The sequence below is a fragment of the Amycolatopsis sp. NBC_01480 genome (genome assembly GCF_036227205.1).
Classification (GTDB): Bacteria; Actinomycetota; Actinomycetes; order Mycobacteriales; family Pseudonocardiaceae; genus Amycolatopsis.
In genome coordinates this window covers 5370894-5391223 of sequence record NZ_CP109442.1, presented here as the reverse complement: position 1 = coordinate 5391223, position 20330 = coordinate 5370894, and the positions used below count along the sequence as shown (strand labels likewise).

20 protein-coding genes are annotated in these 20330 nt (G+C 71.2%); all 20 read right to left on the bottom strand.

Annotated elements, in window-relative coordinates:
- Nucleotides 1–75: 75 nt before the first annotated feature.
- Complete coding sequence (locus OG371_RS25785; RefSeq protein ID WP_329057706.1) at nt 76–813, bottom strand: SRPBCC family protein; 738 nt, start codon at nt 811–813, stop codon at nt 76–78.
- Nucleotides 814–1285: 472 nt separating this feature from the next.
- A complete protein-coding gene (locus OG371_RS25780) occupies nt 1286–2140 on the bottom strand; it encodes an FAD binding domain-containing protein (RefSeq protein WP_329057703.1) in 855 nt (284 codons plus the stop codon).
- Nucleotides 2137–4575: a xanthine dehydrogenase family protein molybdopterin-binding subunit gene (locus tag OG371_RS25775; protein ID WP_329057702.1), complete on the bottom strand. Its 2439-nt coding sequence runs from the start codon at nt 4573–4575 to the stop codon at nt 2137–2139. Before OG371_RS25775 ends, OG371_RS25780 begins: the two co-directional genes overlap by 4 nt.
- Nucleotides 4575–5090, bottom strand: coding sequence for a (2Fe-2S)-binding protein (locus OG371_RS25770; protein ID WP_329057700.1), 516 nt, complete (start codon nt 5088–5090; stop codon nt 4575–4577). The genes OG371_RS25775 and OG371_RS25770 overlap by 1 nt, the downstream gene beginning before the upstream one ends.
- Before the next feature lie 366 nt (nt 5091–5456).
- The gene (locus tag OG371_RS25765) at nt 5457–6569 is read right to left on the bottom strand and encodes an XdhC/CoxI family protein (protein ID WP_329057698.1); all 1113 of its coding nucleotides are present in this window, start codon (nt 6567–6569) and stop codon (nt 5457–5459) included.
- Nucleotides 6562–7677, bottom strand: a complete 1116-nt coding sequence (locus OG371_RS25760; protein ID WP_329057696.1) for a vWA domain-containing protein — start codon at nt 7675–7677, stop codon at nt 6562–6564. Before OG371_RS25760 ends, OG371_RS25765 begins: the two co-directional genes overlap by 8 nt.
- A 280-nt stretch (nt 7678–7957) precedes the next feature.
- Nucleotides 7958–8827, bottom strand: coding sequence for an AAA family ATPase (locus OG371_RS25755; protein ID WP_329057694.1), 870 nt, complete (start codon nt 8825–8827; stop codon nt 7958–7960).
- Between the two features lie 164 nt (nt 8828–8991).
- Entirely contained in the window at nt 8992–9549 is a 558-nt protein-coding gene (locus OG371_RS25750) for a nucleotidyltransferase family protein (RefSeq protein ID WP_329073262.1), read from the bottom strand.
- Between the two features lie 118 nt (nt 9550–9667).
- Entirely contained in the window at nt 9668–10474 is an 807-nt protein-coding gene (locus tag OG371_RS25745; RefSeq protein WP_329057692.1) for an IclR family transcriptional regulator domain-containing protein, read from the bottom strand.
- Nucleotides 10475–10484: 10 nt separating this feature from the next.
- A complete protein-coding gene (gene pcaC / locus OG371_RS25740; protein WP_329057690.1) occupies nt 10485–10889 on the bottom strand; it encodes a 4-carboxymuconolactone decarboxylase in 405 nt (134 codons plus the stop codon).
- Nucleotides 10886–11665, bottom strand: coding sequence for a 3-oxoadipate enol-lactonase (pcaD, locus tag OG371_RS25735; protein WP_329057687.1), 780 nt, complete (start codon nt 11663–11665; stop codon nt 10886–10888). Before pcaD ends, pcaC begins: the two co-directional genes overlap by 4 nt.
- A 35-nt stretch (nt 11666–11700) precedes the next feature.
- Nucleotides 11701–12255 (bottom strand): protocatechuate 3,4-dioxygenase subunit alpha, encoded by a 555-nt coding sequence (gene pcaG / locus OG371_RS25730; protein ID WP_329057685.1) that lies wholly within the window; start codon nt 12253–12255, stop codon nt 11701–11703.
- Nucleotides 12252–12989 carry a protocatechuate 3,4-dioxygenase subunit beta gene (gene pcaH / locus OG371_RS25725; protein WP_329057684.1) on the bottom strand — a complete coding sequence of 246 codons (738 nt, stop codon included), beginning with the start codon at nt 12987–12989 and terminating at the stop codon, nt 12252–12254. Before pcaH ends, pcaG begins: the two co-directional genes overlap by 4 nt.
- An 18-nt stretch (nt 12990–13007) precedes the next feature.
- On the bottom strand, nt 13008–14189 hold the full coding sequence (locus OG371_RS25720; RefSeq protein ID WP_329057683.1) for a thiolase family protein: 1182 nt from the start codon (nt 14187–14189) through the stop codon (nt 13008–13010).
- Nucleotides 14186–14941 (bottom strand): CoA-transferase subunit beta, encoded by a 756-nt coding sequence (locus tag OG371_RS25715; RefSeq protein WP_329057682.1) that lies wholly within the window; start codon nt 14939–14941, stop codon nt 14186–14188. The genes OG371_RS25720 and OG371_RS25715 overlap by 4 nt, the downstream gene beginning before the upstream one ends.
- Nucleotides 14938–15747 carry a CoA transferase subunit A gene (locus tag OG371_RS25710; protein ID WP_329057680.1) on the bottom strand — a complete coding sequence of 270 codons (810 nt, stop codon included), beginning with the start codon at nt 15745–15747 and terminating at the stop codon, nt 14938–14940. The genes OG371_RS25715 and OG371_RS25710 overlap by 4 nt, the downstream gene beginning before the upstream one ends.
- A gap of 206 nt (nt 15748–15953) precedes the next feature.
- Complete coding sequence (locus OG371_RS25705) at nt 15954–16835, bottom strand: carbohydrate ABC transporter permease (RefSeq protein WP_329057679.1); 882 nt, start codon at nt 16833–16835, stop codon at nt 15954–15956.
- 1 nt (nt 16836) lies between these two features.
- Nucleotides 16837–17751 carry a carbohydrate ABC transporter permease gene (locus OG371_RS25700; RefSeq protein ID WP_329057678.1) on the bottom strand — a complete coding sequence of 305 codons (915 nt, stop codon included), beginning with the start codon at nt 17749–17751 and terminating at the stop codon, nt 16837–16839.
- Nucleotides 17752–17827: 76 nt separating this feature from the next.
- Complete coding sequence (locus tag OG371_RS25695) at nt 17828–19108, bottom strand: ABC transporter substrate-binding protein (RefSeq protein ID WP_329057677.1); 1281 nt, start codon at nt 19106–19108, stop codon at nt 17828–17830.
- 21 nt (nt 19109–19129) lie between these two features.
- Nucleotides 19130–20329, bottom strand: coding sequence for an ROK family protein (locus tag OG371_RS25690; RefSeq protein ID WP_329057676.1), 1200 nt, complete (start codon nt 20327–20329; stop codon nt 19130–19132).
- Between the last annotated feature and the right edge of the window lies 1 nt (nt 20330).

Sequence of the window (20330 nt, the reverse complement as noted above, 5' to 3'; positions counted from 1 at the left end):
CTGCCCGGTTGACCCTGCTCGGGGTAGAGCCGCTGGGCAAAACCGGCCTGTTCGGGTGATGGAAGGGGGGTGAGGTCAGCGGCGGCGCAGGACTCGGATGAGCGCGATGACGCCGATCAGGACCGCCGCCGCGACGGCGACCGGAATGATGCGCTTGGCCACCGACTGGCCCGCGTACTCCATCAGGTCGATGGCTTCCGCCTCACCGGTCGCGCCGCCGGCCGGGACGCTGCGGAGGTGGGACTTGGGCCCCGCCGGTGGGTTCGCGGGCGGTTCCTGCTGTTCCCGGGCGGCCTGCTCCGCGACCTCCGCGGCCGCGCGCTCGAGGGCGTCACCGGCCGCCTCCTCCGCCGCGTCCGCCGGGGCTTCGGCAGTGTCCAGCGACCTCGCCAGGTTCCCGGCGAAGGTGTCCAGGATCTTGCCGCTCACCTCGGAGATCAGGCCGCGCCCGAACTGGGCCGGGCGGCCCGTGACGGCCAGGTCGCTGGCGACGGCGCCGTGCGTGCCGCCTTCGGTCTCGGTCAAGGTCAGCGTCACCGTCGCGGCCGCGGTGCCGCCGCCGCGGGCGTCCTTGCCGGACGCCTTGATGACCACCTTTCGGGCCGCCTCGTCCTTCTCCAGGAACTCGCCACTTCCCTTGTACAGCAAGGAGATCGGCCCCAGCTTGACCTTCACCGTGCCGGTGAACGAGTCCCCCTCGACCTTGGTCAAGGCCGCCCCCGGCAGACACGGCGCGACGCGCTCCGGGTCGATGACCGCCTGCCAGACCTCACCGATCGAGGCCGGGACGGTGAATTCGTGGTCGAGCCGCACGGGCCGACCTCCTCTCTGGAGCAACTGGCCGATGAAGCCACCTTACGCACCGCCGCCACCACCAGACGGGGAACGACGGCCCGCACATCGCCCTCACCAGCGCGAATACGTCAGCCACCACCGGCGACGATCGACGCCCGGCACCACACACCCACTACCGCGACGACCTGCTGGTCACCACCCACCGCAGCGGTCAACGCCGGGCCGTCCACCATCGGCTGCGGCGGCCAACGCCCGGCCCAGCAACACCACGGTGGCGCCGGGCCGTCCACCACCGACCACTGCGGTCAGGACCGGGCGAGCCGACCACCGACTCCGGCGGCCAACGCCCGGCCCGTCCACACCGCGTCGACCACCAGCGCCGCGGCCGTCACCCACGACCGCGACGGTCAGGACCGGGCCAGCCAACCACCGACGGCAGCGGCCAACACCCGGCCCGTCACCACCACGGCAGCCGTCAGTGCGCGGCCCGTCAACCACCCACCGCGGCCGTCAGCGCCCGTCCGGTCAGCACCCGCGCGAGGTGCTGCCGGTACTCGACGTCGGAGTTGCCGTCGGCAGCCGGATCAGTGCCGTCGGCGGCATGGGCCGCCGCGGCCCGGATGGTTTCGGCAGTAGCCGCAGCGCCGACCAACGCCCGCTCGACGCCGGTCGCGCGCACCGGGGTCGCACCCATGTTCGTCAGCGCGACACGGGCCTCTTCGATCACGCCGCCCTCGGTCCGCACGGTGGCCGCGACCGCGACCATCGACCATGCCTGCGCCACCCGGTTGAACTTCTCGTAGTGCGCCCGCCAGCCGGTGTGCTTCGGCACGCGGACCGCCACGAGCAGCTCGTCCGGCGCCAGCGCGGTGGTGAAGTAGTCCTGGAAGAACTCCGCCGCGCCGACGGTCCGCCGCCCGGACGGGCCGGCGAGCACCAGCTCGCAGTCCAGCGCGAGCACCGGGGCGAGCAGGTCCCCCGCCGGGTCGGCGTGCGCGATGGCGCCGCCGAAGGTGCCGCGGTGGCGCACCTGCGGGTCGGCGACGGTGTCGGTGGCGGCTTTGATCAGCGCGGCGTGCTCGGCGACCAGCGCGTCACGCTGCACGTCGTAGTGCGTGGTCATCGCGCCGATCACCAGCGCGTCGCCGTCCTCGCGGATGCCGCGCAGCTCCGCCACCTTCCCGAGGTCGACGAGCGTGGTCGGCGCGGCCAGGCGCATCCGCAGCACCGGCAGCAGGCTCTGCCCGCCGGCCAGCACCTTGGCGTCCTCGCCCGCTGCCGCGAGCGCCCGCACCGCCTCGTCCACTGTGGACGGAGCAACGTAATCGAACGGGGCGGGGATCACAGCGCACCTCCGGAGGCGTCGATCGAGCCGAGGCCGCCGCCGGCCTGATTGCCGGTGCCGCCGGCGTCGGTCGTCCCGTGCTGGATCGCGTGCCACACGCGCATCGGGGTCATCGGCATCTCGATCTCGTCGACGCCGAGGTGGCGCACCGCGTCGATCACCGCGTTGACCACCGCCGGCGTCGAGGCGATCGTGCCCGCCTCCCCGACTCCCTTGGCGCCCAACGGATTCGTGGTCGACGGCGTCTCGGTGCGGGCCGTGGTGAACGACGGCAGGTCGGCCGCCGAAGGCAGCAGGTAGTCGGCGAAGGTGCCCGTGGTCAGCGTGCCGCTTTCGTCGTGCACGGCCTCCTCGAACAGCGCCTGCGCGATGCCCTGCGCTAGCCCGCCGTGCACCTGGCCCTCCACGATCAGCGGGTTCACGACCACTCCGACGTCGTCCACGCAGACGTACGAACGCAGCTTGATCCGGCCGGTCTCGGTGTCCACTTCGGCCGCGCACAGGTGCGTGCCGTGCGGGTAGGAGAAGTTCTCCGGGTCGAACGTGGCGTCGGAGTCGAGCGAGGGCTCGATGCCGTCGGGCAGGTTGTGCGCGGCGAACACGGTGAACGCGACGTCCTGGATCGTGGTCGAGGAATCCGTGCCTTTCACGGTGAACTTGCCACCGGCGAACTCGAGGTCGTCCTCCGAGCACTCCAGCAGGTGCGCGGCGATCGGCTTGGCCTTGGCGATCACCTTCTCCGCGGCCTTGACCACGGCGATGCCGCCTACCACCAGCGAACGCGAGCCATAGGTGTCCATGCCCTTGTGCGAGGACTGCGTGTCGCCGTGCAGGATTTCCACGTCCTCGAACGGCACCCCCAGCTGGTCGGCGACGATCTGGCTCCACGCCGTCTCGTGCCCCTGGCCGTGCGCCGAAGCGCCGGTGGTCACCTCGATCTTGCCGGTGGGCAGCACCCGCATCGACGCGTACTCCCAGCCGCCCGCCGCGTAGTCCAGCGAGCCGAGCACCCGCGAAGGGGCCAGTCCGCACATTTCGGTGAACGTCGAGATGCCGATGCCCAGCTGGACCGGGTCGTTCGCCTCCCGCCGGGAAGCCTGCTCGCGGCGCAGGCTGTCGTAGCCGAACAGCTCCTTGGCCTTTTCCGTGGCGGCCTCGTAGTTGCCCGAGTCGTAGGTCAGCCCGGCCACCGTGGTGAACGGGAACTCCTCGTGCTTGATCCAGTTCTTCTCCCGCAGCTCCAACGGGTCCAGGCCCAGCTCGTCGGCGAGCTCGTCCATGATCCGCTCGATCGCGAACGTGGCCTCGGGCCGGCCGGCGCCGCGGTAGGCGTCGGTGAGCGTGGTCGTGGTGAACACGTTGGTGCAGGCGAAGTGGTACGCCGGGATCTTGTAGATGGCGTTGAACATGAACGCGCCGAGGATCGGCACGCCCGGCCCGACCAGGCCGTTGTACGCGCCGAGGCCGGCCATCAGCTCGACCTTCAGCCCGGTGACGGTGCCGTCGGCGTTCGCGGCGATGGTGATGTCCTGGATCTGGTCGCGGCCGTGGTGCGCGGCCACCATCGTCTCGGACCGGGATTCGTTCCACTTCACCGGTTTCCCGAGCTTCTGCGCGATGATCAGGGTCATCATCTCTTCGGGCAGCACGCCGATCTTGCCGCCGAAGCCGCCGCCGACGTCGGGGGCGATCACGCGCAGCTTGTGCTCCGGGATGCCCAGCGTCAGCGCCGACATCACACGCAGGATGTGCGGCACCTGCGTGGCCGCCCACATGGTGATCTGCGCGCCGGTCGGGTCCACCACACACGCGCGTGGCTCCATGAACGCCGGCACCAGCCGCTGCTGGCGGAACCGGCGCTTGAGCACGATTTCCGAAGACGAAAGCGCTTCGTCCACCGATCCACCGGTGCCGGCCTCGGCGGAGTCGAAGACCCAGAGCGCGTTTTTGTTGGTGCCCAGCTCTTCGTGCACCAGCGGCGAGCCCTCGGCGAGCGCGGCCTCCATGTCCAGGATCACCGGCAGCTCGTCGTATTCGACGTCGATCTTCTCGAGCGCGTCGTGCGCCTCCGCCGCGGTGCGCGCGACGACCACGGCCACACCCTCACCGGCGAAGTTCACCTGGTCGGCGGCGAGCACGGGACGGCGCGGGGCCTTCATGTCCGGCGTGATCGGCCACGCGCACGGCATGCCGATGGCGCTCTCGGGGTCGAGGTCCCGGCCGGTATAGACGGCGATGACCCCGGGCTCGCCCCTGGCTGCCGACGTGTCGATGGAGACGATCTTCGCGTGCGCCAGCGGGCTGCGGAGCACGGCGAGGTGGAGCAGGCCGGGCAGCACGATGTTGTCGGTCCAGCGGGTGCGGCCGGTGATCAGCCGCTCGTCTTCCTTGCGGCGACGGGACTTTCCGATCTCGGGCTCGATCGTGGCGGTCATCATTCACCACCCACGCCGACGTGCTTGATGCGCTCGGCCTCGGGCCCGGCGCCGGGGCTCATCTGCCGCGCGGCGTCTTGCACGGCGCGCACGATGTTCTGGTAGCCGGTGCAGCGGCAGAGGTTGCCCTCGAGTCCTTCGCGCACGGCTTTCTCGTCCGGATCGGGATTGTCGGCGAGCAGGTCGATCGACTGCATGATCATGCCGGGGGTGCAGAATCCGCACTGCAGCGCGTGGTTGTCGTGGAACGCCTGCTGCACCGGGTGGAGCTGCCCGTCGCGGGCCAGCCCTTCGACGGTGGTGACCTCGTGCCCGTCCGCCTGGACGGCGAGCACGGAGCAGGACTTCACGCTCTGCCCGTCGAGGTGGACGGTGCAGGCCCCGCAGTTGCTGGTGTCGCAGCCGACGACGGTGCCCACTTTCCCGACCCGCTCCCGCAGGTGGTGCACCAGCAGGGTGCGCGGCTCCACGTCATCGGTGTATTCGGTGCCGTCGACGGTGACGGTGATGCGCATCAAGGCCTCCAAAAACGGATGCCCGCCGGGCCCGGAGGGCGGCGGGCCGGTGCGGGAACGGCCAAGGCCGAGGAGTGATCGGCCTCACAGCCGAGCGTGCTACGCCCTTCGCCCGCGGACAAGCCCTGCCATCGCCCGTTCGCGGGGCGGTTCCGCATCTGCACGGGAAATCCGGGCGGGCCGCCGTAGGTGCGGACTTAGCACCCGGATGATTTTTCCGCCCAGCGGCAAAATCCGGCTGCGCTCTCTGATGGACAGATCGCGCCTGGCCCAGGCCGAGGTCGATTTTCGCCGCACCCGCAGCGTTTCCGGGCAGCAGTTAACCCCGTGGAGGCGGGTTGTCGCGAATGGACCCCTCGCGTCAGCTCAGTTGTGGATGCGTCCCGACAAGGCGGCCAGCCGTCGTCCGGTGCCGCTCCAGCGCAGCGCGATGATCTCCGCCGCGATGGACACCGCGGTCTCCTCCGGGGTGCGGGCGCCGAGGTCGAGGCCGATCGGCGAGGACAGCCGTTCCAGCTCGGCCTCACCGATGCCCGCTTCGCGAAGGCGCGCGAAACGGTCGTCATGGGTTTTGCGGGAGCCCATGGCGCCGACGTAGCCGACGTCCAGGCCCAGCGCGACCTCCAGCAGCGGCACGTCGAACTTGGGGTCGTGGGTGAGGACCGTGATGGCCGTGCGGGCGTCGATGCGCCCGGCTTCGGCCTCCGCCTTGAGGTAGCGGTGCGGCCAGTCGACGACCACCTCGTGCGCGTCCGGGAACCGGCTGCTGGTGGCGAACACCGGCCGCGCGTCGCAGACCGTCACCTGGTAGCCGAGGTACGCGCCCATGCGCGCCATCGCCGCGGCGAAGTCGATCGCGCCGAAGACGAGCAGGCGCGGCGGCGGCTCGAACGAGTTGACGAACACCGCCATGCCCTCGCCGCGGCGCTGGCCGTCCGGGCCGTAGTGCAGGGTCCCGGTGCGGCCGGTGGCGAGCAGGCCGCGCGCGTCGTCGGCCACGGCGTCGTCCATGCGCGAAGAGCCGAGCGTGCCCGCCGCGCGGTCCGGCCACACGATCATGCGCTCGCCCACGAGGCCCTGGCGCTCGTGCTCGATCACCGTGACCACGGCGACCGGCTCCCCGGCCCGCACCGATTCCACGACCTCGGGCAGCTCCGGCATCGACTCGCGGTCCACGTGCTCCACGTAGATGTCGATGATCCCGCCGCAGGTCAGCCCGACGGCGAACGCGTCGTCGTCGCTCACGCCGTACCGCTGCAGCACCGGCTTGCGCTCGGTGACGACCTCCTGGGCCAGCTCGTACACCGCGCCCTCGACGCAGCCGCCGGACACACTGCCGACGACCGTGCCGTCGGGGGCCACCACCATCGACGCGCCGGGCTCGCGCGGCGCGGAGGAGAACGTGGCCACCACCGTGCCGAGTCCGACCGTTTCGCCCGCCGACCAGCGGCGGTACACGTCGTCCAGTACGTCACGCATCGGCTATCTCCCCGAGCAGTCGTTCCAACGTCGCCAGGCTGTGCCCGGCCAGCAGCCGGTCGATGTGGGGCAGGGCGGCCACAATGCCGGACTGGACCGGAGCGTACCCCTCCCGTCCCGCGTGCGGATTCACCCAGAATACGGCGTGCGCGAGCCGGCGCAGGCGCGCGAGCTGGTCGCCGAGCAGGCTCGGGTCGCCGCGCTCCCACCCGTCGGAGAACACCGTGACCACGGCACGGCGGGCGAATCCGCGCTGGCCCCAGCGGTCGAGGAACACGCGCAGCGTCTCGCCGAGCCGGGTCCCGCCGGCGAAGTCCGGCACCGCCGTGCCCGCCGCGAGCATCGCGAGTTCCGGGTCGCGCTGACGCAGTTGCCGGGACACCCGCGTCATGCGCGTGCCCAGCGTGAACACCTCGACGCCGGCCGGGTTCGCGCGCGTGAGCACGTGGGCGAACCGCAGCAGCGCGTCGGCGTAGGGGCTCATCGAACCGGACACGTCGATGAGTAACACCACCCGGCGCGCCCGTGTTCCCCCGCGGCTGCGAATGAGCCGGACGGGCTCACCGCCGTCGGCCAGCATCGCGCGCAAGGTGCGTGACGGATCGAGCCGCCCGTGGTGCGCCGGCGCGCGCCGGGACGACTTCCGTTGCGGCAGCACGGGATGCAGCGTGGCGAGCAGTTCCCGCAGGTGCTCGCGCTCGGCCGTGGTCAGCTCGGCGAGGTCGCGGTGGCGCAGGATTTCGTGGTCACTGGCGGCGACGCGCAGGCTGTCGGAACTCTCGCCGCCGTCGCTTTCACCGCCGCTGGACGCGATGAGGGGCGCGATGCGCGCGCGTCGCTCCGCCTGGTTCGCCGTGCGGCCCCGTGGAGCCGGCTCCACCTCGAACCAGCGGGCGAAGGCTTCCTCGTAGAGCGGCAGATCGTCGGGATCGGAGCACAACGTCAGCCGCCCGGCCCAGTACAGCTGGGTCGGCGCGGCGATGTCCACCTCGGCGACGGCCGCGAGGTACGCCTGCACCCGTCGCGCGTCGCAGGCCACCCCGGCTTCGCGCAAGGCCGCCGCGAACCCGGCGTACCCCGCCAGCGGGCCGACGGTTTCGGTGTCCATCTCCCCATTGTGCCCGCGATGACGCTGTGCCCGCGATGACGCCGTGCCCGCGATGACGTGGTTTGGACGGTCCGCGCCGCCACCCCTCCCCTGGACGACGGCGCGGACCGCGGCTCCGCGCAGCGGCCACCCAGGTAGCGGGGGTGGGCGCGCAGAGCCTTGCGGGTGTTGGTCAGTGGATGATGGGACCAAGCATGACCGGCCGTGGCCCGCCGGGTCAACGCAATTACCTGTGGGCGAGAAAACCCTTGGCACACAACGGTTCTCTCGGTTCGTCCGGTCAGGCGAACAAGGCGTCCAATTTAGCGCGGACCCGGTCGAGGTCTTCGCTGTACTTCAGCACCGCGCCGAGTGTGCGCGCCGCCGCCGCCGCGTCCAATTCGTCGCGTCCCAAGGCAAGCAGAGCCCGCGCCCAGTCGAGCGATTCCGCCGTTCCGGGTGGTTTCAGCAATTCCATCGCGCGAAGCCGGTGCACCGCTTCGGCGACCTGCTCGGCCATGGCCTCGCTGACCCCGGGGATCCGGCGGCGGAGGATCTGCACTTCCCGGGGCAGGTCCGGGTGTTCCAGCCAGTGGTAGAGGCAGCGTCGTTTGAGGGCGTCGTGCACCTCGCGGGTGCGGTTGGAGGTGAGGACGACCAGCGGCGGCGTCTCGGCGCGGATCTCGCCGTACTCCGGGATCGTGACGGTGTACTCGTCGAGGAGCTCAAGGAGGAACGCCTCGAACTCGTCGTCGGCGCGGTCGATCTCGTCGATGAGCAGGACGCAAGGCGCGGTGGTCAGTGCGCGCAGCAGCGGCCGGGCCAGCAGGAACCGCTCGGTGTAAAGCGAGCGCTCGGCCGTCTCGGCATCAAGCCGTCCCCCTTCGGCCGCTTCCAGCGCGCGCAGGTGCAGCAGCTGACGCGGAAAGTCCCACTCGTACAACGCCTGTGCGGCGTCGATGCCCTCGTGGCACTGCAAACGCACCAGCGGCAGGTCGAGCGCACTCGCCAACGCCAACGCCAGCGACGTCTTGCCCGTGCCCGGCTCGCCCTCGCAGAACAACGGCCGGTGCAGCCGCATAGCCAGGAACCCAGCCGTCGCCAGCCCCTCGTCGGCAAGGTAACCGACGGCGTCGAGCGCCACCGCGAGGTCTTCCGGAGACTCCGTCACAGTGCCGATGGTAGGGCGCTCGGGCGCGGATGCGCTGATCGTCGTCGTCTGTAGCTCGGTTGCGGTGGGTCTTGGCCGCTTTCTTTTGCCGGTTCGCTGCGGTATCGGCGGGCAGGGTGATGTCCAGGCCCCGCAGTCTGACGGCGTCCGGGCTGCTCGATCTTCTAGCTGCCGCCCAGGTCGGCGCGGTGGTCGACATCCCGGCCGCTGCCCAGGTCTCCGCACTCGACCAGGCGCAGGTCGGCGCGGGTGGCCAGCCAGTCGCGGGCGCCGCGGTCCCCCCGGGCGGAACCGGCGATCTCGGCCCACCAACGGCGGCCCAGCAGCACGGGGTGCCCGGGCACTCCGTCGTACGCCGCGCGTGCGACGACGTTCTCGCTCGCCCCGGCGGCCACCCGCGCGATCACGTCGGCGCCCACCCACGGCAGGTCGACGAGGTGCACCAGAGCGGCTTCGGGCCCGTCGACGTCACCGAGCGCGGTCAGACCAGCTCTCAGCGAAGCACCCATGCCGCCTTCCCAACCCTTGGCGTACACGGCGAGCGCGGGGTCAGGCAGCAAGGCCCGAACCTCCCCAGCCGCCGCACCGACGACCACCCGGACCGGCTCACACCCCGCCTCGACGAGCGTGCGCAACGCCCGTCGAACCAGCGGCTCACCATCCAGCTCGGCCAACGCCTTCGGCCCGCCGAACCGCCGTCCGGCCCCGGCCGCCAAAAGCAGACCGGCGACCCGCGCCCCAGCCCCATCGGGCCCGGCTGCTTGCGGCTCCGCCGCACCAAGCCCGGCGGCCAGCGGCCCGGCAGGCGCGGGGACTGGTGGCTCGGGAGCGGCGGCGCCGTCAGCCACGGGCGGCCTTGGTCGGACCGGCGGAGGAGAGATCGTCCGAGATGGCTGCCGCCGTGGCCAGCAGGGGCGGGACCAGGTCGGCGCGGACGGCTTCCGCGGTGGTGCGGCTGGCGTGGGTGGAGAGGTTCACGGCGGCGACGACCCGGCCGTCGGCGCCGTGGATGGGGGCGGCGACGGAGCGCAGGCCCTCCTCGAGTTCCTGGTCGACCATGGCCCAGCCCTGCTCGGCGACCCGGGCGAGTTCGGCTTTCAGCAACGCACGGTCGGTCAGGGTGTGGTCGGTGAGGCGGTCCAGATCCGCGACGATGAAGTAGGCCTCCAGCTCCGCCCGGCTCATGTCCGCGAGCAGCACGTGGCCCATCGACGTCGCGTACGCCGGGAAGCGCGTGCCCACGTTGATGCTCACGGTCATGATCCGCGAGACTGCGACGCGCGCGATGTACACGATGTCCGGGACTTCCAGCACCGACACCGAACTGGACTCCCGCACCGCCGCCGAGAGGCGCTCCAGGTGCGGCTGCGCCACCTCCGACAACGACATGCTCGACAGGTACGCGTAACCCAGGTCCAGCACCCGCGCGGTGAGCGTGAAGTACTTGCCGTCCGTGCGGACGTAGCCGAGGTCGACGAGGGTGAGCAGGAACCGCCGCGCCGCCGCGCGGGTCAGGCCTGTGGCCCGCGCGACCTCGCTGAGCGTGGGGTGCGGCGCCTCCGCGCTGAACGCCCTGATCACCGCCAGCCCGCGCTCCAGCGACTGCACGTGGTGTGCGCCGCGCTCGGCCGGTTCGCCCTCGTCCATGCCCGGAACCCTATCCGCCGCCCGGTGGCTGGGCCGTCGGCTCACCCAGTTCGGCCAGCGTGCGCTGGGCGATCGCGATGGCCGTGTTCGCCGCCGGCACCCCCGCGTAGACCGCGGTGTGCAGCAGCACCTCGCCGATCTCGTCGGCGGTCAGTCCGTTTCGGACGGCCGCGCGGACGTGCATGGCCAGCTCGTCGTGACAGTGCAGCGCGGTGAGCGTGGCCAGCGTGATGCAGCTGCGCGTACGCCGGTCCAGGCCCTCGCGCGTCCACGCCGCACCCCACGCGGCCTCGGTGATGTACTCCTGGAACGGGCGGCTGAACTCCGTGGTGCGCGCGACGGACCGGTCGACGTGCTCGTCGCCCAGCACCTCGCGGCGCACCTTCATGCCCGCCTCGTAACGCTCGCCGGTCATGCGTCCTCCGTGATGTGCTCCAGGATCAGCCGGGTGAACTCCGCCGGCTGCTCGTAACTGCCCAGGTGCGCCGCCGACGCGACCACCTCGAACCGCGCGCCCGGCACCCCCTCGGCGATGAGCCGGCCATGCGGCTCCGGCGGCGTCGCCGGGTCTTCGGCCCCCGAGATGACGAGCGTCGGGGCGCTGATCTTCGACAGCCCGCCGAGCAGGTCCATCCGCTCGATCACGCCGCAACAGGCCGCGTAGCCCTCGCTCGGAGTCGCCGCGATCATGCCGCGCAGGAAGGCCACCTCGTCCGGGTTCGCCTGCACGTACGCGGGCGTGAGCCACCGCCCGACAGCTGCCTCGGCGATGGAACCGGTGCCTTCCGCCCGCACCTTCGCCGCCCGCTCCACCCACATCTCCGGCGGCCCCAGCTTCGCCGACGTGCAGCACAACGTCAGGCTCGCCACCCGCTCCGGCGCGTGGATGCCCGCCCACATGCCGGTCATCCCGCCGAGCGAGAGGCCGACCAGGTGCGCCCGCTCCGCGCCGGCGTCGTCCAGCAACGCCAGCAGGTCCGCGCCCAGGTCGTCCAGCTCGTACGGGCCCGGCGGCACCGGCGACGCGCCGTGACCGCGGGTGTCGTACCGGATCACCCGGAACCCGCGCGCCACGAGCGGGGCCACCTGCGGCGCCCACATCCGGTGGTCGCTGCCGACGGAGTTGCCGAACACCACCACCGGACCGTCGACGGGACCTTCGACCACCCGGTGCACCTGGACCGCGGACACGTCATTACCTCCATTGTGGACACTCGCCGGAGCGGTCACACCGCGAAGAAGACTGTCTCGCCTTCGCCCTGCAGCCGCACGTCGAACCGGTAGCCGTCGCCGGCCTTGGCCGCGACCAGTGTGGCGCGCCGCTCTTCCGGCACGCTCGCCAGTACCGCGTCACCCGAGTTGTCCTGGTCCTCGAAGTAGATGCGGGTGACGACGCGGCTCAGCATGCCGCGCGCGAACACCGAAACGTCGATGTGCGGCGCCTGGTCACCACCGTCCCCGGACGGCAGGATTCCCGGTAGCAGCGTGAGGATCCCGTACTCACCGCGCTCGTCGGTCGGGCAGCGGCCGAAGCCGCGGAACCCGGACTCGCCACGGCCACGCGGATCGTCCGGATGGTCGAACCGGCCGGACGGATCGGCCTGCCAGGTTTCGACCAGCGCGTCCGGCACCGGCGCGCCCTCGCCGTCGGACACCATGCCGCGGATCCACACCGCGCCTTGCGTGCCGTCGGGCACCACAAACGGCCCGTCCTCCCACGGCAGCCCGATCGACAGGTACGGCCCGACGGTCTGCGAGGGCGTGCTCCCCAAGCTGCTCACTGGTCCTCGTCCTCCTCGTCCTCGAACACCGACTGCTCGCGGCCGCGGACCACGATGTCGAACTGGAACGCCAGCGCCCACTGCTCCTCGGTGCGCTCGAGGTCGAAGCGGGAGATCATCCGCTGGCGCGCCTTCTCGTCCGGGATGGAGTTGAAGATCGGGTCCTGGCCGAACAACGGGTCGTCCGGGAAGTACATCTGGGTGACCAGCCGCTGCGTGAAGGCCGCCCCGAACACCGAAAAGTGGATGTGCGCGGGCCGCCACGCGTTGTCGTGGTTCTTCCACGGGTACGCGCCCGGCTTGATGGTGGTGAACTCGTACCGCCCGTCCGCATCGGTCAGCGCGCGGCCGAGCCCGTCGAAGTTCGGGTCGAGCGGCGACGGCCAGCGGTCGCCGGTGTGCCGGTAGCGCCCGCCCGCGTTGGCCTGCCAGATTTCCACGAGCGAGTCGCGGATCGGACGGCCGTCGCCGTCGAGCAGCCGGCCGGTGACGATGATCCGCTGTCCCTGCGGCTCGCCGGAGTGCTGCCGGGTGAGGTCGTTGTCGTGCTCGCCCAGCCGGCCGGGGCCGAGCAGCGGGCCGGTCACCTCGGTGAGCATCTGCGGCAGCAGCACCAGCGGCTGCGTCGGATGGCGCAGCTTGGTCGAGCGGTAACCCGCGAAGTCCATCGGCGGGTGCGTGCCCTCGGGGTCCTGCCGGTAGCTCGGCAGGCGGAGCCCGGTCGGTGTGGCCACGTTTCCTCCCTGGTCGGCTTACTGGCGTTCGAGCACGATGGCAAGGCCCTGACCGACCCCGATGCAGATGGCGGCCAGTCCCCACCGGCCGCCGGTGCGGCGGAGCTGGTGCGCGAGGCTGCCGATGATCCGGCCGCCGGACGCGCCGAGCGGGTGGCCGATCGCGATGGCGCCGCCGTTGAGGTTCACGATCTCCGGGTCGAGCTTCGACCACTCCTTCAGGCAAGCCAGCGACTGCGCGGCGAAGGCCTCGTTCAGCTCCACCGCGGCGAGGTCGCCCCAGTCGATGCCGGCCCGGGCCAACGCGATCTCGGCCGCGCGCACCGGGCCGATGCCGAACACGTCCGGGTCGACGCCCGCGGCCCCGCGGCCGGCGATCCTCGCCAGCGGCGCCCGGCCGAGCCGTTCGGCCGCGGCCGAGTCGCCGAGCAGCAACGCCGACGCGCCGTCGTTGAGCGGCGACGCGTTGCCCGCCGTGACGGTGCCGTTTTCCTTGCGGAACACCGTCTTCAGCTTCGCGAGCTTCTCCGCGCTGGAGTCGGGCCGGATGCCCTCGTCACGGGTCAGCTCGACGCCGTCCACCGGCACCACGTGGTCGTCGTAGAAGCCCTCGTCCCATGCGCGGGCCGCGTTCACATGGCTGCGCGCGGCGAAGGCGTCCTGCTCCTCGCGGCTGATGCCGTAACGCTCGGCGAGCAGCTCGGTGGACTCGCCGAGGGAGACGGTCCACTGCGACGGCATCGCCGGGTTGACCATCCGCCAGCCGAGCGCGGTGTTGTACAGCGTCTGGTTGCCGGCCGGGAAAGCCTTGTCCGGCTTGGGCATCACCAGGGGCGAGCGGCTCATCGACTCCACCCCGCCCGCCACCACCAGCGACGCGTCGCCGACCTGGATCGCCCGGCTCGCCTGCATCGTCGCCTCGACCCCGGAGCCACACAGCCGGTTCACGGTGGCGCCGGGCACCGACGTCGGCCAGCCCGCGAGCAGGGCGGCCATGCGCGCCACGTTGCGGTTGTCCTCGCCGGCGCCGTTCGCGTCGCCGAGCACCACTTCGTCCACAGTGGACGGGTCGAGCCCGTTGCGCTCGCCCAGCGTGCGCAGCACGCCCGCGGCGAGGTCGTCGGGCCGCACCCCGGACAGGGCGCCGCCGTAGCGCCCGAAGGGGGTGCGGATCGCGTCGAGTACGTAAGCGTCGCTCATTCGCCGGCCTTCTTCAGTTCGCGGAGCAGGGTCAGTTCGTGCTCGGTGGGCGCGGGGGTGGTCTTGAGGTCCGCGGCCACCTTCAGTGTCCACCCGGTGGCGGAGACGGCCTGCTCGAGCTGCACTCCGGGGTGCAGCTCGGTGAGGGTCAGCTCCGCGGTCTCCGGATCGGGCCGCAACAGGCCCAGGTCGGTGACGACCAGCGTCGGGCCCGCGCCGCGCAGGCCGAGCCGCTCGCGGTCGCCTTTGCCGCGGCCGTGCCCGAAGGACGTCACGAAGTCGACCTTCTCCACGAACGCGCGGGGATTCTGCCGCAGCACCACGAACACCTCCCGGCAGGACGCCGCGATCTCCGGCGCGCCGCCCGCGCCGGGCAGGCGGACCTTCGGGTCGTGGTAGTCGGAGCCGATCACCGTGGTGTTGATGTTGCCGAACTTGTCCAGCTGCGCGGCACCGAGGAAGCCGACGTCGATCCGGCCGGGCTGCAACCAGTAGTTGAACACCTCGGGCACGCTGACCACCGCGTCGGCCGTGTCGGCCAGCTCGCCGTCGCCGATCGACAGCGGCAGCCGCGAGGGCTTGGCGCCGAGGCAGCCGGACTCGTAGATCAGCGTGAGGTTCGGTGCTTGCGTACGGCGCGCGAGGTTGGCCGCGGTGCTGGGCAGCCCGATGCCCACGAAGCACGACATGCCCTCGCCGAGCGCCCGCGCGGCGGCGACCGTCATCATCTCGTCCGCGGTGTACTCGCTCACGCCTTGACCCCCGTCAGGTCGTTCAGCCACTTCGTGAACTCTCCGCGATCGCGGCCGATCTCGTCCCAGGCCTGATAAGCGGCGTTGTCCCGCTCGTAGTAGCCCGCGGCGTACGAGGGCTTCGCGCCGCCGGGCACCTCGGCGACGGCGGTGACGGCCCAGGTCGGCAGCACCACTGCGCCCGGCCGCGGTTCCAGCTCGTCGACGACCTCTTCGACGGTGACCAGCGAGCGCTTCGCCGCCAGCACCGCTTCCTTCTGCACGCCCGCGATCCCCCACAGCTGGACGTTTCCGGCCCGGTCGGCCCGCTGCGCGTGGACGATCGTGACATCCGGGTTCAGCGCCGGCACCGCGGTCAGCTGCTCGCCGGTGAACGGGCAGGTGATCGGCTTGATCGTGTCGGTCTGCGCGGGCAGATCGGTGCCGGTGTACCCGCGCAGCACGGCGAACGGCAGCCCGGACGCGCCCGCGACGTAACGGTTCGCCATACCCGCGTGGCTGTGCTCCTCGATCTCCAGCGGCACCGGCCAGGCGTGCTGCACGGCGTCACGGAACCGGTGCAGCGAGCCGACTCCCGGGTTGCCGCCCCAGGAGAAGATCAGCTTGCTCGCGCAGCCGGCGCCGATCAGCTGGTCGTAGACGATGTCCGGGGTCATCCGCACGAGGGTCAGCCCGCGGCGGCCCTGCCGGATGATCTCGTGCCCGGCCGCGACCGGGATGAGGTGCGTGAAACCCTCGAGCGCGACGGTGTCCCCGTCGTGCACCAGCTCGGCGACCGCTTCGCCGAGCGACAGCACCCTTGCCATTGAGTCCCCTCATCCCGTTCCTCGATCGTGGCGGATGCGCTTGTTCGCATTGCGCACATCCGTTCTTGATGAGAACATAGCACGAAGGAACGACCCGAGGCGAGTGTCCGATCGGGTAGGACCGGTCCCCGGCGAGCGGGGACCGGCAGCGAGGAGGAGGAGCAGGGATGAAGTGGTACCGGACCGTGGCCGCCACCGGCCGGGGATTACTCCTTAAGGCCGCTGGCCGCGATGCCGCGGACGATGAACCGTTGCGCCACCAGGAACATCGCGACCAGTGGCGCGATCGTCACCAGGGCCCCGGCGAACAGCGCGGGCAGGTTGATCGTCTGGGCGGTGAGGAAAGTGGACAGCGCGATCTGGGCCGTCCACGAAGACGGGTCCTGCCCGATCACCAGCGGCCACAGGAACGAGTTCCAGCTCTCGATGAACATCAGCGCGCCCAGCGAGGCGATCATGCTGCCCGAGTTGGGCAGGACCAGGCGGCGGTAGACGCCGAGGTAGCCCAGCCCGTCGAGCCGGCCCGCCTCTTCGATCTCCGCCGGGAAGCGCAGGTAGAAGTTGCGGAACAGGATCACCGTGAACGCGCTGAACAGGTTGGGCGCGATGATGCCCCAGGTCGTGTTCACCCCGCCCATGGCGCCGACCACGACGAACGTCGGCACGAACGTCACCGACTGCGGGATCATCAGCGTCACCAGCACGTAGGTGAACACCGCGCGGCGGCCGGGCACGTCGATCCGCGCCAGCGCGTAACCCGCCATCGAGCCGAACATCGTGCCGACCGGAGCGGTGATCACGGCGATCACCAGCGAGTTCAGCAGCGCGTGTCCCATCGGCACCGAGGGATCCGCGAACAGGTCGTGGAAGTTGACCCAGGACAGCGGGTCCGGCAGCCACGACCAGTCCGGCGACGAGACCTGCGGCCGGGTCATCAGCGCGTTGCGCACCATGATGTAGAAGGGCGTCAGGAAGACCAGCACCAGCACACCGGCCAGCACGTACTTCGGCGCCCGGCCCCAGTTCCGCCGGCCGGGACCGGCCGGGCGGACGGGAGCCGGCGGCGCTTCGGGGGTGAGCACAGCCATGTCAGTCCTTCTTCCCGAAGCCCACGAACTTCCCTTGCAGCAACGTGATCACCACGATGATCAGGGTCAGCACGAACGCGCCCGCGGAGCCGACCCCGTAGTTCTGGTCGCCCAGCGCCGAGTCGTAGAGGTAGACCAGCGGCGGCTTCACCGGTGCCGTCGCGGTGCCCGAAAGCCCGGTGCCGAACAGGTTGTAGAACTCGTCGAAGGCCTGGAACGCGGCGATCAGGATGAGCAGCAGCACGGCCACCGACGTGTTCCGCAGCTGCGGCAGCGTGATGTAGCGGAAGGCCTGCCACTTCGTGGTGCCGTCCAGCTCGCCCGCCTCGTACAGCGAAGGCGAGATCGCCTGCAGCCCGGCCAGGAAGAGGATCATGTACAGCCCGACCTGCAGCCACAGCCGCAGGGTCACCACCGCGACCCAGTACACCGGCGGGCTGGTCTCCGACAGCCATGGCACCGGGTCGGCGCCGAACAGCCCGCCGATCACGTTCGCGACCCCGGACGGGAGTCCGTTGAACAGCGCCATCTTCCAGACCAGCGCGGCGACCACGTACGACACCGCGCCCGGGATCAGGAACACCGTGCGGAAGAACGCCCGGCCGCGGCGGATCGCGTTGACGAGCACCGCCAGCGCGAGCGAGGCGACGAACGTGACCGGCACGATGAACACCGTGAACAGCGCGATCACCAGCAGCGAGTCGCGGAAGGCGGAGTCGCCGAGCAGGAACGCGTAGTTGTCGAAGCCGATCCAGTGCCCGAGCGAGATGGTGCCCCGCGCGTCGTTGAACGACAGCAGGAAGCTCCACGCGATCGCCACGTACTTGAACACGCCGAGCCCGATCACCACCGGCGCCGTGAGCACCGTGAACGCGCCGACCGCGCGCCAGTCCACCTTGCGGCGACGCCGTTTCACCGGTGCCGCCGAAGCTCGGGGCCGCGGCGGCACCGTGGTAGCCGGAGATGAGTTCGCCGGAGAGGAGACAGCCATGTCAGGCCAGCTGCTTGTCGACTTCGGCCTGAGCCTTCTGCTGCGCGTCGCCGAGCTCGGCGGCCGGGTCGGCCTGGCCGTTCGCGATCTTCGTGGCCGCCTGCAGGAACAGCGTCGTGGACGCCTTGTTCCACAGGCCCGCGTAGGACAGCCCGTTCTGCTGGGAGATCGTCACGGCGTCCTTGGCCGGGCCGCTGGAGAACTCCGTGGTCTGGGCCGCGACCTCCTTGCGCGCCGGGATGTGGAAGCCGTACTTGACCGACCAGTCCTTCTGCAGGTCGGCCTGCTGGATCCACAGCCAGTTCACGAACTTCTTGGCGGCGTCGATGTTCTTGCTCTTCGCGTTGACCAGCTGGTACCAGCCGCCGACGCGCGCGACCTGGCGGCCGGCGTCGCCGAACTTCGGCCACGGGACCACGCCGAAGTCGTCCCCGACGGCCTTCTTGATGTCGGGCAGCGACCACAGGCCGCCCCACTGCATGGCGGTCGCGTTGTCGGCGAAGGCGCCCGGGTCGGACCAGTCCGTCGGGTAGCCCTGCAGCAGGCCGCCGGTGTCGTGCAGCTGCTTGAGCCCGGCGATCGCGGCGATCCCCTCGGGGCTGGCGAACGCGACCTTTTTCCCGGTGCTGTCGAAGAAGTCGCCGCCGGAGGACCACAGCAGCAGCGTCGCGGCCTCGCCGACGCCGTCGGTGCCGACGTAGAGCCCCTTCTGGTTGCCCTTGGTCAGCCGCTTGGTCGCGTCGAGCAGCTCGGCGAACGTCTGCGGCGGCTGCACGCCCGCGGCCTGGAGCACGCTCTTGCGGTAGTACAGCATCATCACGTCGTCGATCGTCTTGACGCCGTAGATCTTGCCCTCGACGGTCGCGGTGTCCAGCGCGGCCTTCGAGAAGTCGCCCTTCACCGGGTCGACGAGGTCGTCGAGCGGTGCGAGGAGCCCGTTTTTCACGTTCTGGTACCGGAAGTCGCCGATCTCGAACAGGTCGGGAGCGTCCGCGGTGAGCATCGCGGAGTTCAGCTTGGTCTCGTAGTCGCCGGCGATCCAGCTGACCTTGATCGCGATGTCCGGGTTGGCCTTGGTGAACTCCTGCGCGTAACGCTGCACCGCCTGCTGTGTGCCCGATTCGCCGTACGCGTGGTACCACTGGTTCAGCGTGACCTTGGCCCCGCCCGCCGCGCCGGCGTTTTTGTTCAGCGGGTCGGACGTGCAGGCCGCCAGCGCGGCACCCCCGGCGAACAGCACCGAGCCGACGAGAAAGTTGCGGCGGGACAGCGATGGGGCCATGTCACTTCTCCTCACAAGCGTTCACAAGCGGTCGGACACGAAAAGACTCTGAACGGCGACAGCGGCGGCGCCCCGTGCCCATTCCTCGAACGGCAGCGGCCGGATGACCAGGCCGCACCGGACGGCACTGCCGAAGGCCTGCTCCGCGAACGTGCGGCGGATCTGGTCTTCGAACAGGTCGTAGGCGGCCACGCCCTCCCCCGAGACGACGATCCGCTCGGGGCCGAAGAGGTTGGCCAGCGCGCCCAGCCCGAGCCCGATGGCGTGGCCCGCGGTGGCGAACACGCGGCGCAGCGGCTCGTCCCCGGCGCGCGCCCGCGAGACGGCGTCGTCCATGGTCAGCGCCGGGTCCGCGGCGACCCGGCGCGCGCTCGCGACGATCGCCTCGGTGGAGGCGATCGCTTCCACGCAGCCGGTGCCGCCGCAGTGGCACCGCGGGCTGTCCGGTCCCATGGCGGCGACCGGGACGTGCCCGATCTCGCCGGCCACCCCGTGCGAGCCGCCGACGAGCCGGCCGTCGAGCACCAGCGCGCTGCCGATCCCGGTGCCGACGGTGACCAGCGCGAACGACGAGGCGCCGACGCCTTCGCCGAACCACTGCTCGGCCACGGTGAGCGCCTTGACGTCGTTCTCCAGCGTGGTGGCGAGGCCGGTGGCGTCCTCGAGCAACTCCGCCAGCGGGACGTCGCGCCAGCCCAGGAAGGGCGAGTAGCGGACCAGGCCCGAGTCGCGGTCGACGTCGCCGGAGACGGCCACGCCGAGGCAGTAGGCCCGGTCGCGGAAGTTCGTGGCGCCGTCCGGCGCGCGGCTGCCGAGCAGCTCGGTCACCAGGTCGGTCAGCGCGGCCACGACGTGGGGCACCTCGTGGCCGGTCAGCGCGTGGTGCCGGGCGACGCGGATCTGCGCCCGCAGGTCGGTGACCACGCCGATCAGGTCGTCGCCGGTGATCTTGACGCCGATGAAGTACTCGCGGTCCGGGCGGATGGCCAGCGGGCTGGCGGGGCGGCCCGCGCCCGGCGCCGTGCGCTCGGCCGAGGCCAGCTCCTCCAGGTAGCCGGCCTCGATGAACGGCCGCGCGGCCTTGGTGACCGCGGCCGAGGACAGACCCGTGCGGCGGGCGACGTCGACCCGGCTGACCGGGCCCTGCGTCAGCACCGTGGTGAACACGGTGGCCGCGGCGGGACTCGTGATCGGCGCCCTTGCCGGTGCACTGCGTGGCATG

What these genes read in the sequence shown, in the direction of transcription:
- OG371_RS25775 (WP_329057702.1), bottom strand. Translation starts at nt 4,575, where the DNA reads ATGACCGCCACGATCGAGCCCGAGATCGGAAAGTCCCGTCGCCGCAAG.
- OG371_RS25770 (WP_329057700.1), bottom strand. Translation starts at nt 5,090, where the DNA reads ATGCGCATCACCGTCACCGTCGACGGCACCGAATACACCGATGACGTG.
- OG371_RS25765 (WP_329057698.1), bottom strand. Translation starts at nt 6,569, where the DNA reads ATGCGTGACGTACTGGACGACGTGTACCGCCGCTGGTCGGCGGGCGAA.
- OG371_RS25760 (WP_329057696.1), bottom strand. Translation starts at nt 7,677, where the DNA reads ATGGACACCGAAACCGTCGGCCCGCTGGCGGGGTACGCCGGGTTCGCG.
- OG371_RS25745 (WP_329057692.1), bottom strand. Translation starts at nt 10,474, where the DNA reads ATGGACGAGGGCGAACCGGCCGAGCGCGGCGCACACCACGTGCAGTCG.
- pcaC (WP_329057690.1), bottom strand. Translation starts at nt 10,889, where the DNA reads ATGACCGGCGAGCGTTACGAGGCGGGCATGAAGGTGCGCCGCGAGGTG.
- OG371_RS25720 (WP_329057683.1), bottom strand. Translation starts at nt 14,189, where the DNA reads ATGAGCGACGCTTACGTACTCGACGCGATCCGCACCCCCTTCGGGCGC.
- OG371_RS25710 (WP_329057680.1), bottom strand. Translation starts at nt 15,747, where the DNA reads ATGGCAAGGGTGCTGTCGCTCGGCGAAGCGGTCGCCGAGCTGGTGCAC.
- OG371_RS25705 (WP_329057679.1), bottom strand. Translation starts at nt 16,835, where the DNA reads ATGGCTGTGCTCACCCCCGAAGCGCCGCCGGCTCCCGTCCGCCCGGCC.
- OG371_RS25695 (WP_329057677.1), bottom strand. Translation starts at nt 19,108, where the DNA reads ATGGCCCCATCGCTGTCCCGCCGCAACTTTCTCGTCGGCTCGGTGCTG.
- OG371_RS25690 (WP_329057676.1), bottom strand. Translation starts at nt 20,329, where the DNA reads ATGCCACGCAGTGCACCGGCAAGGGCGCCGATCACGAGTCCCGCCGCG.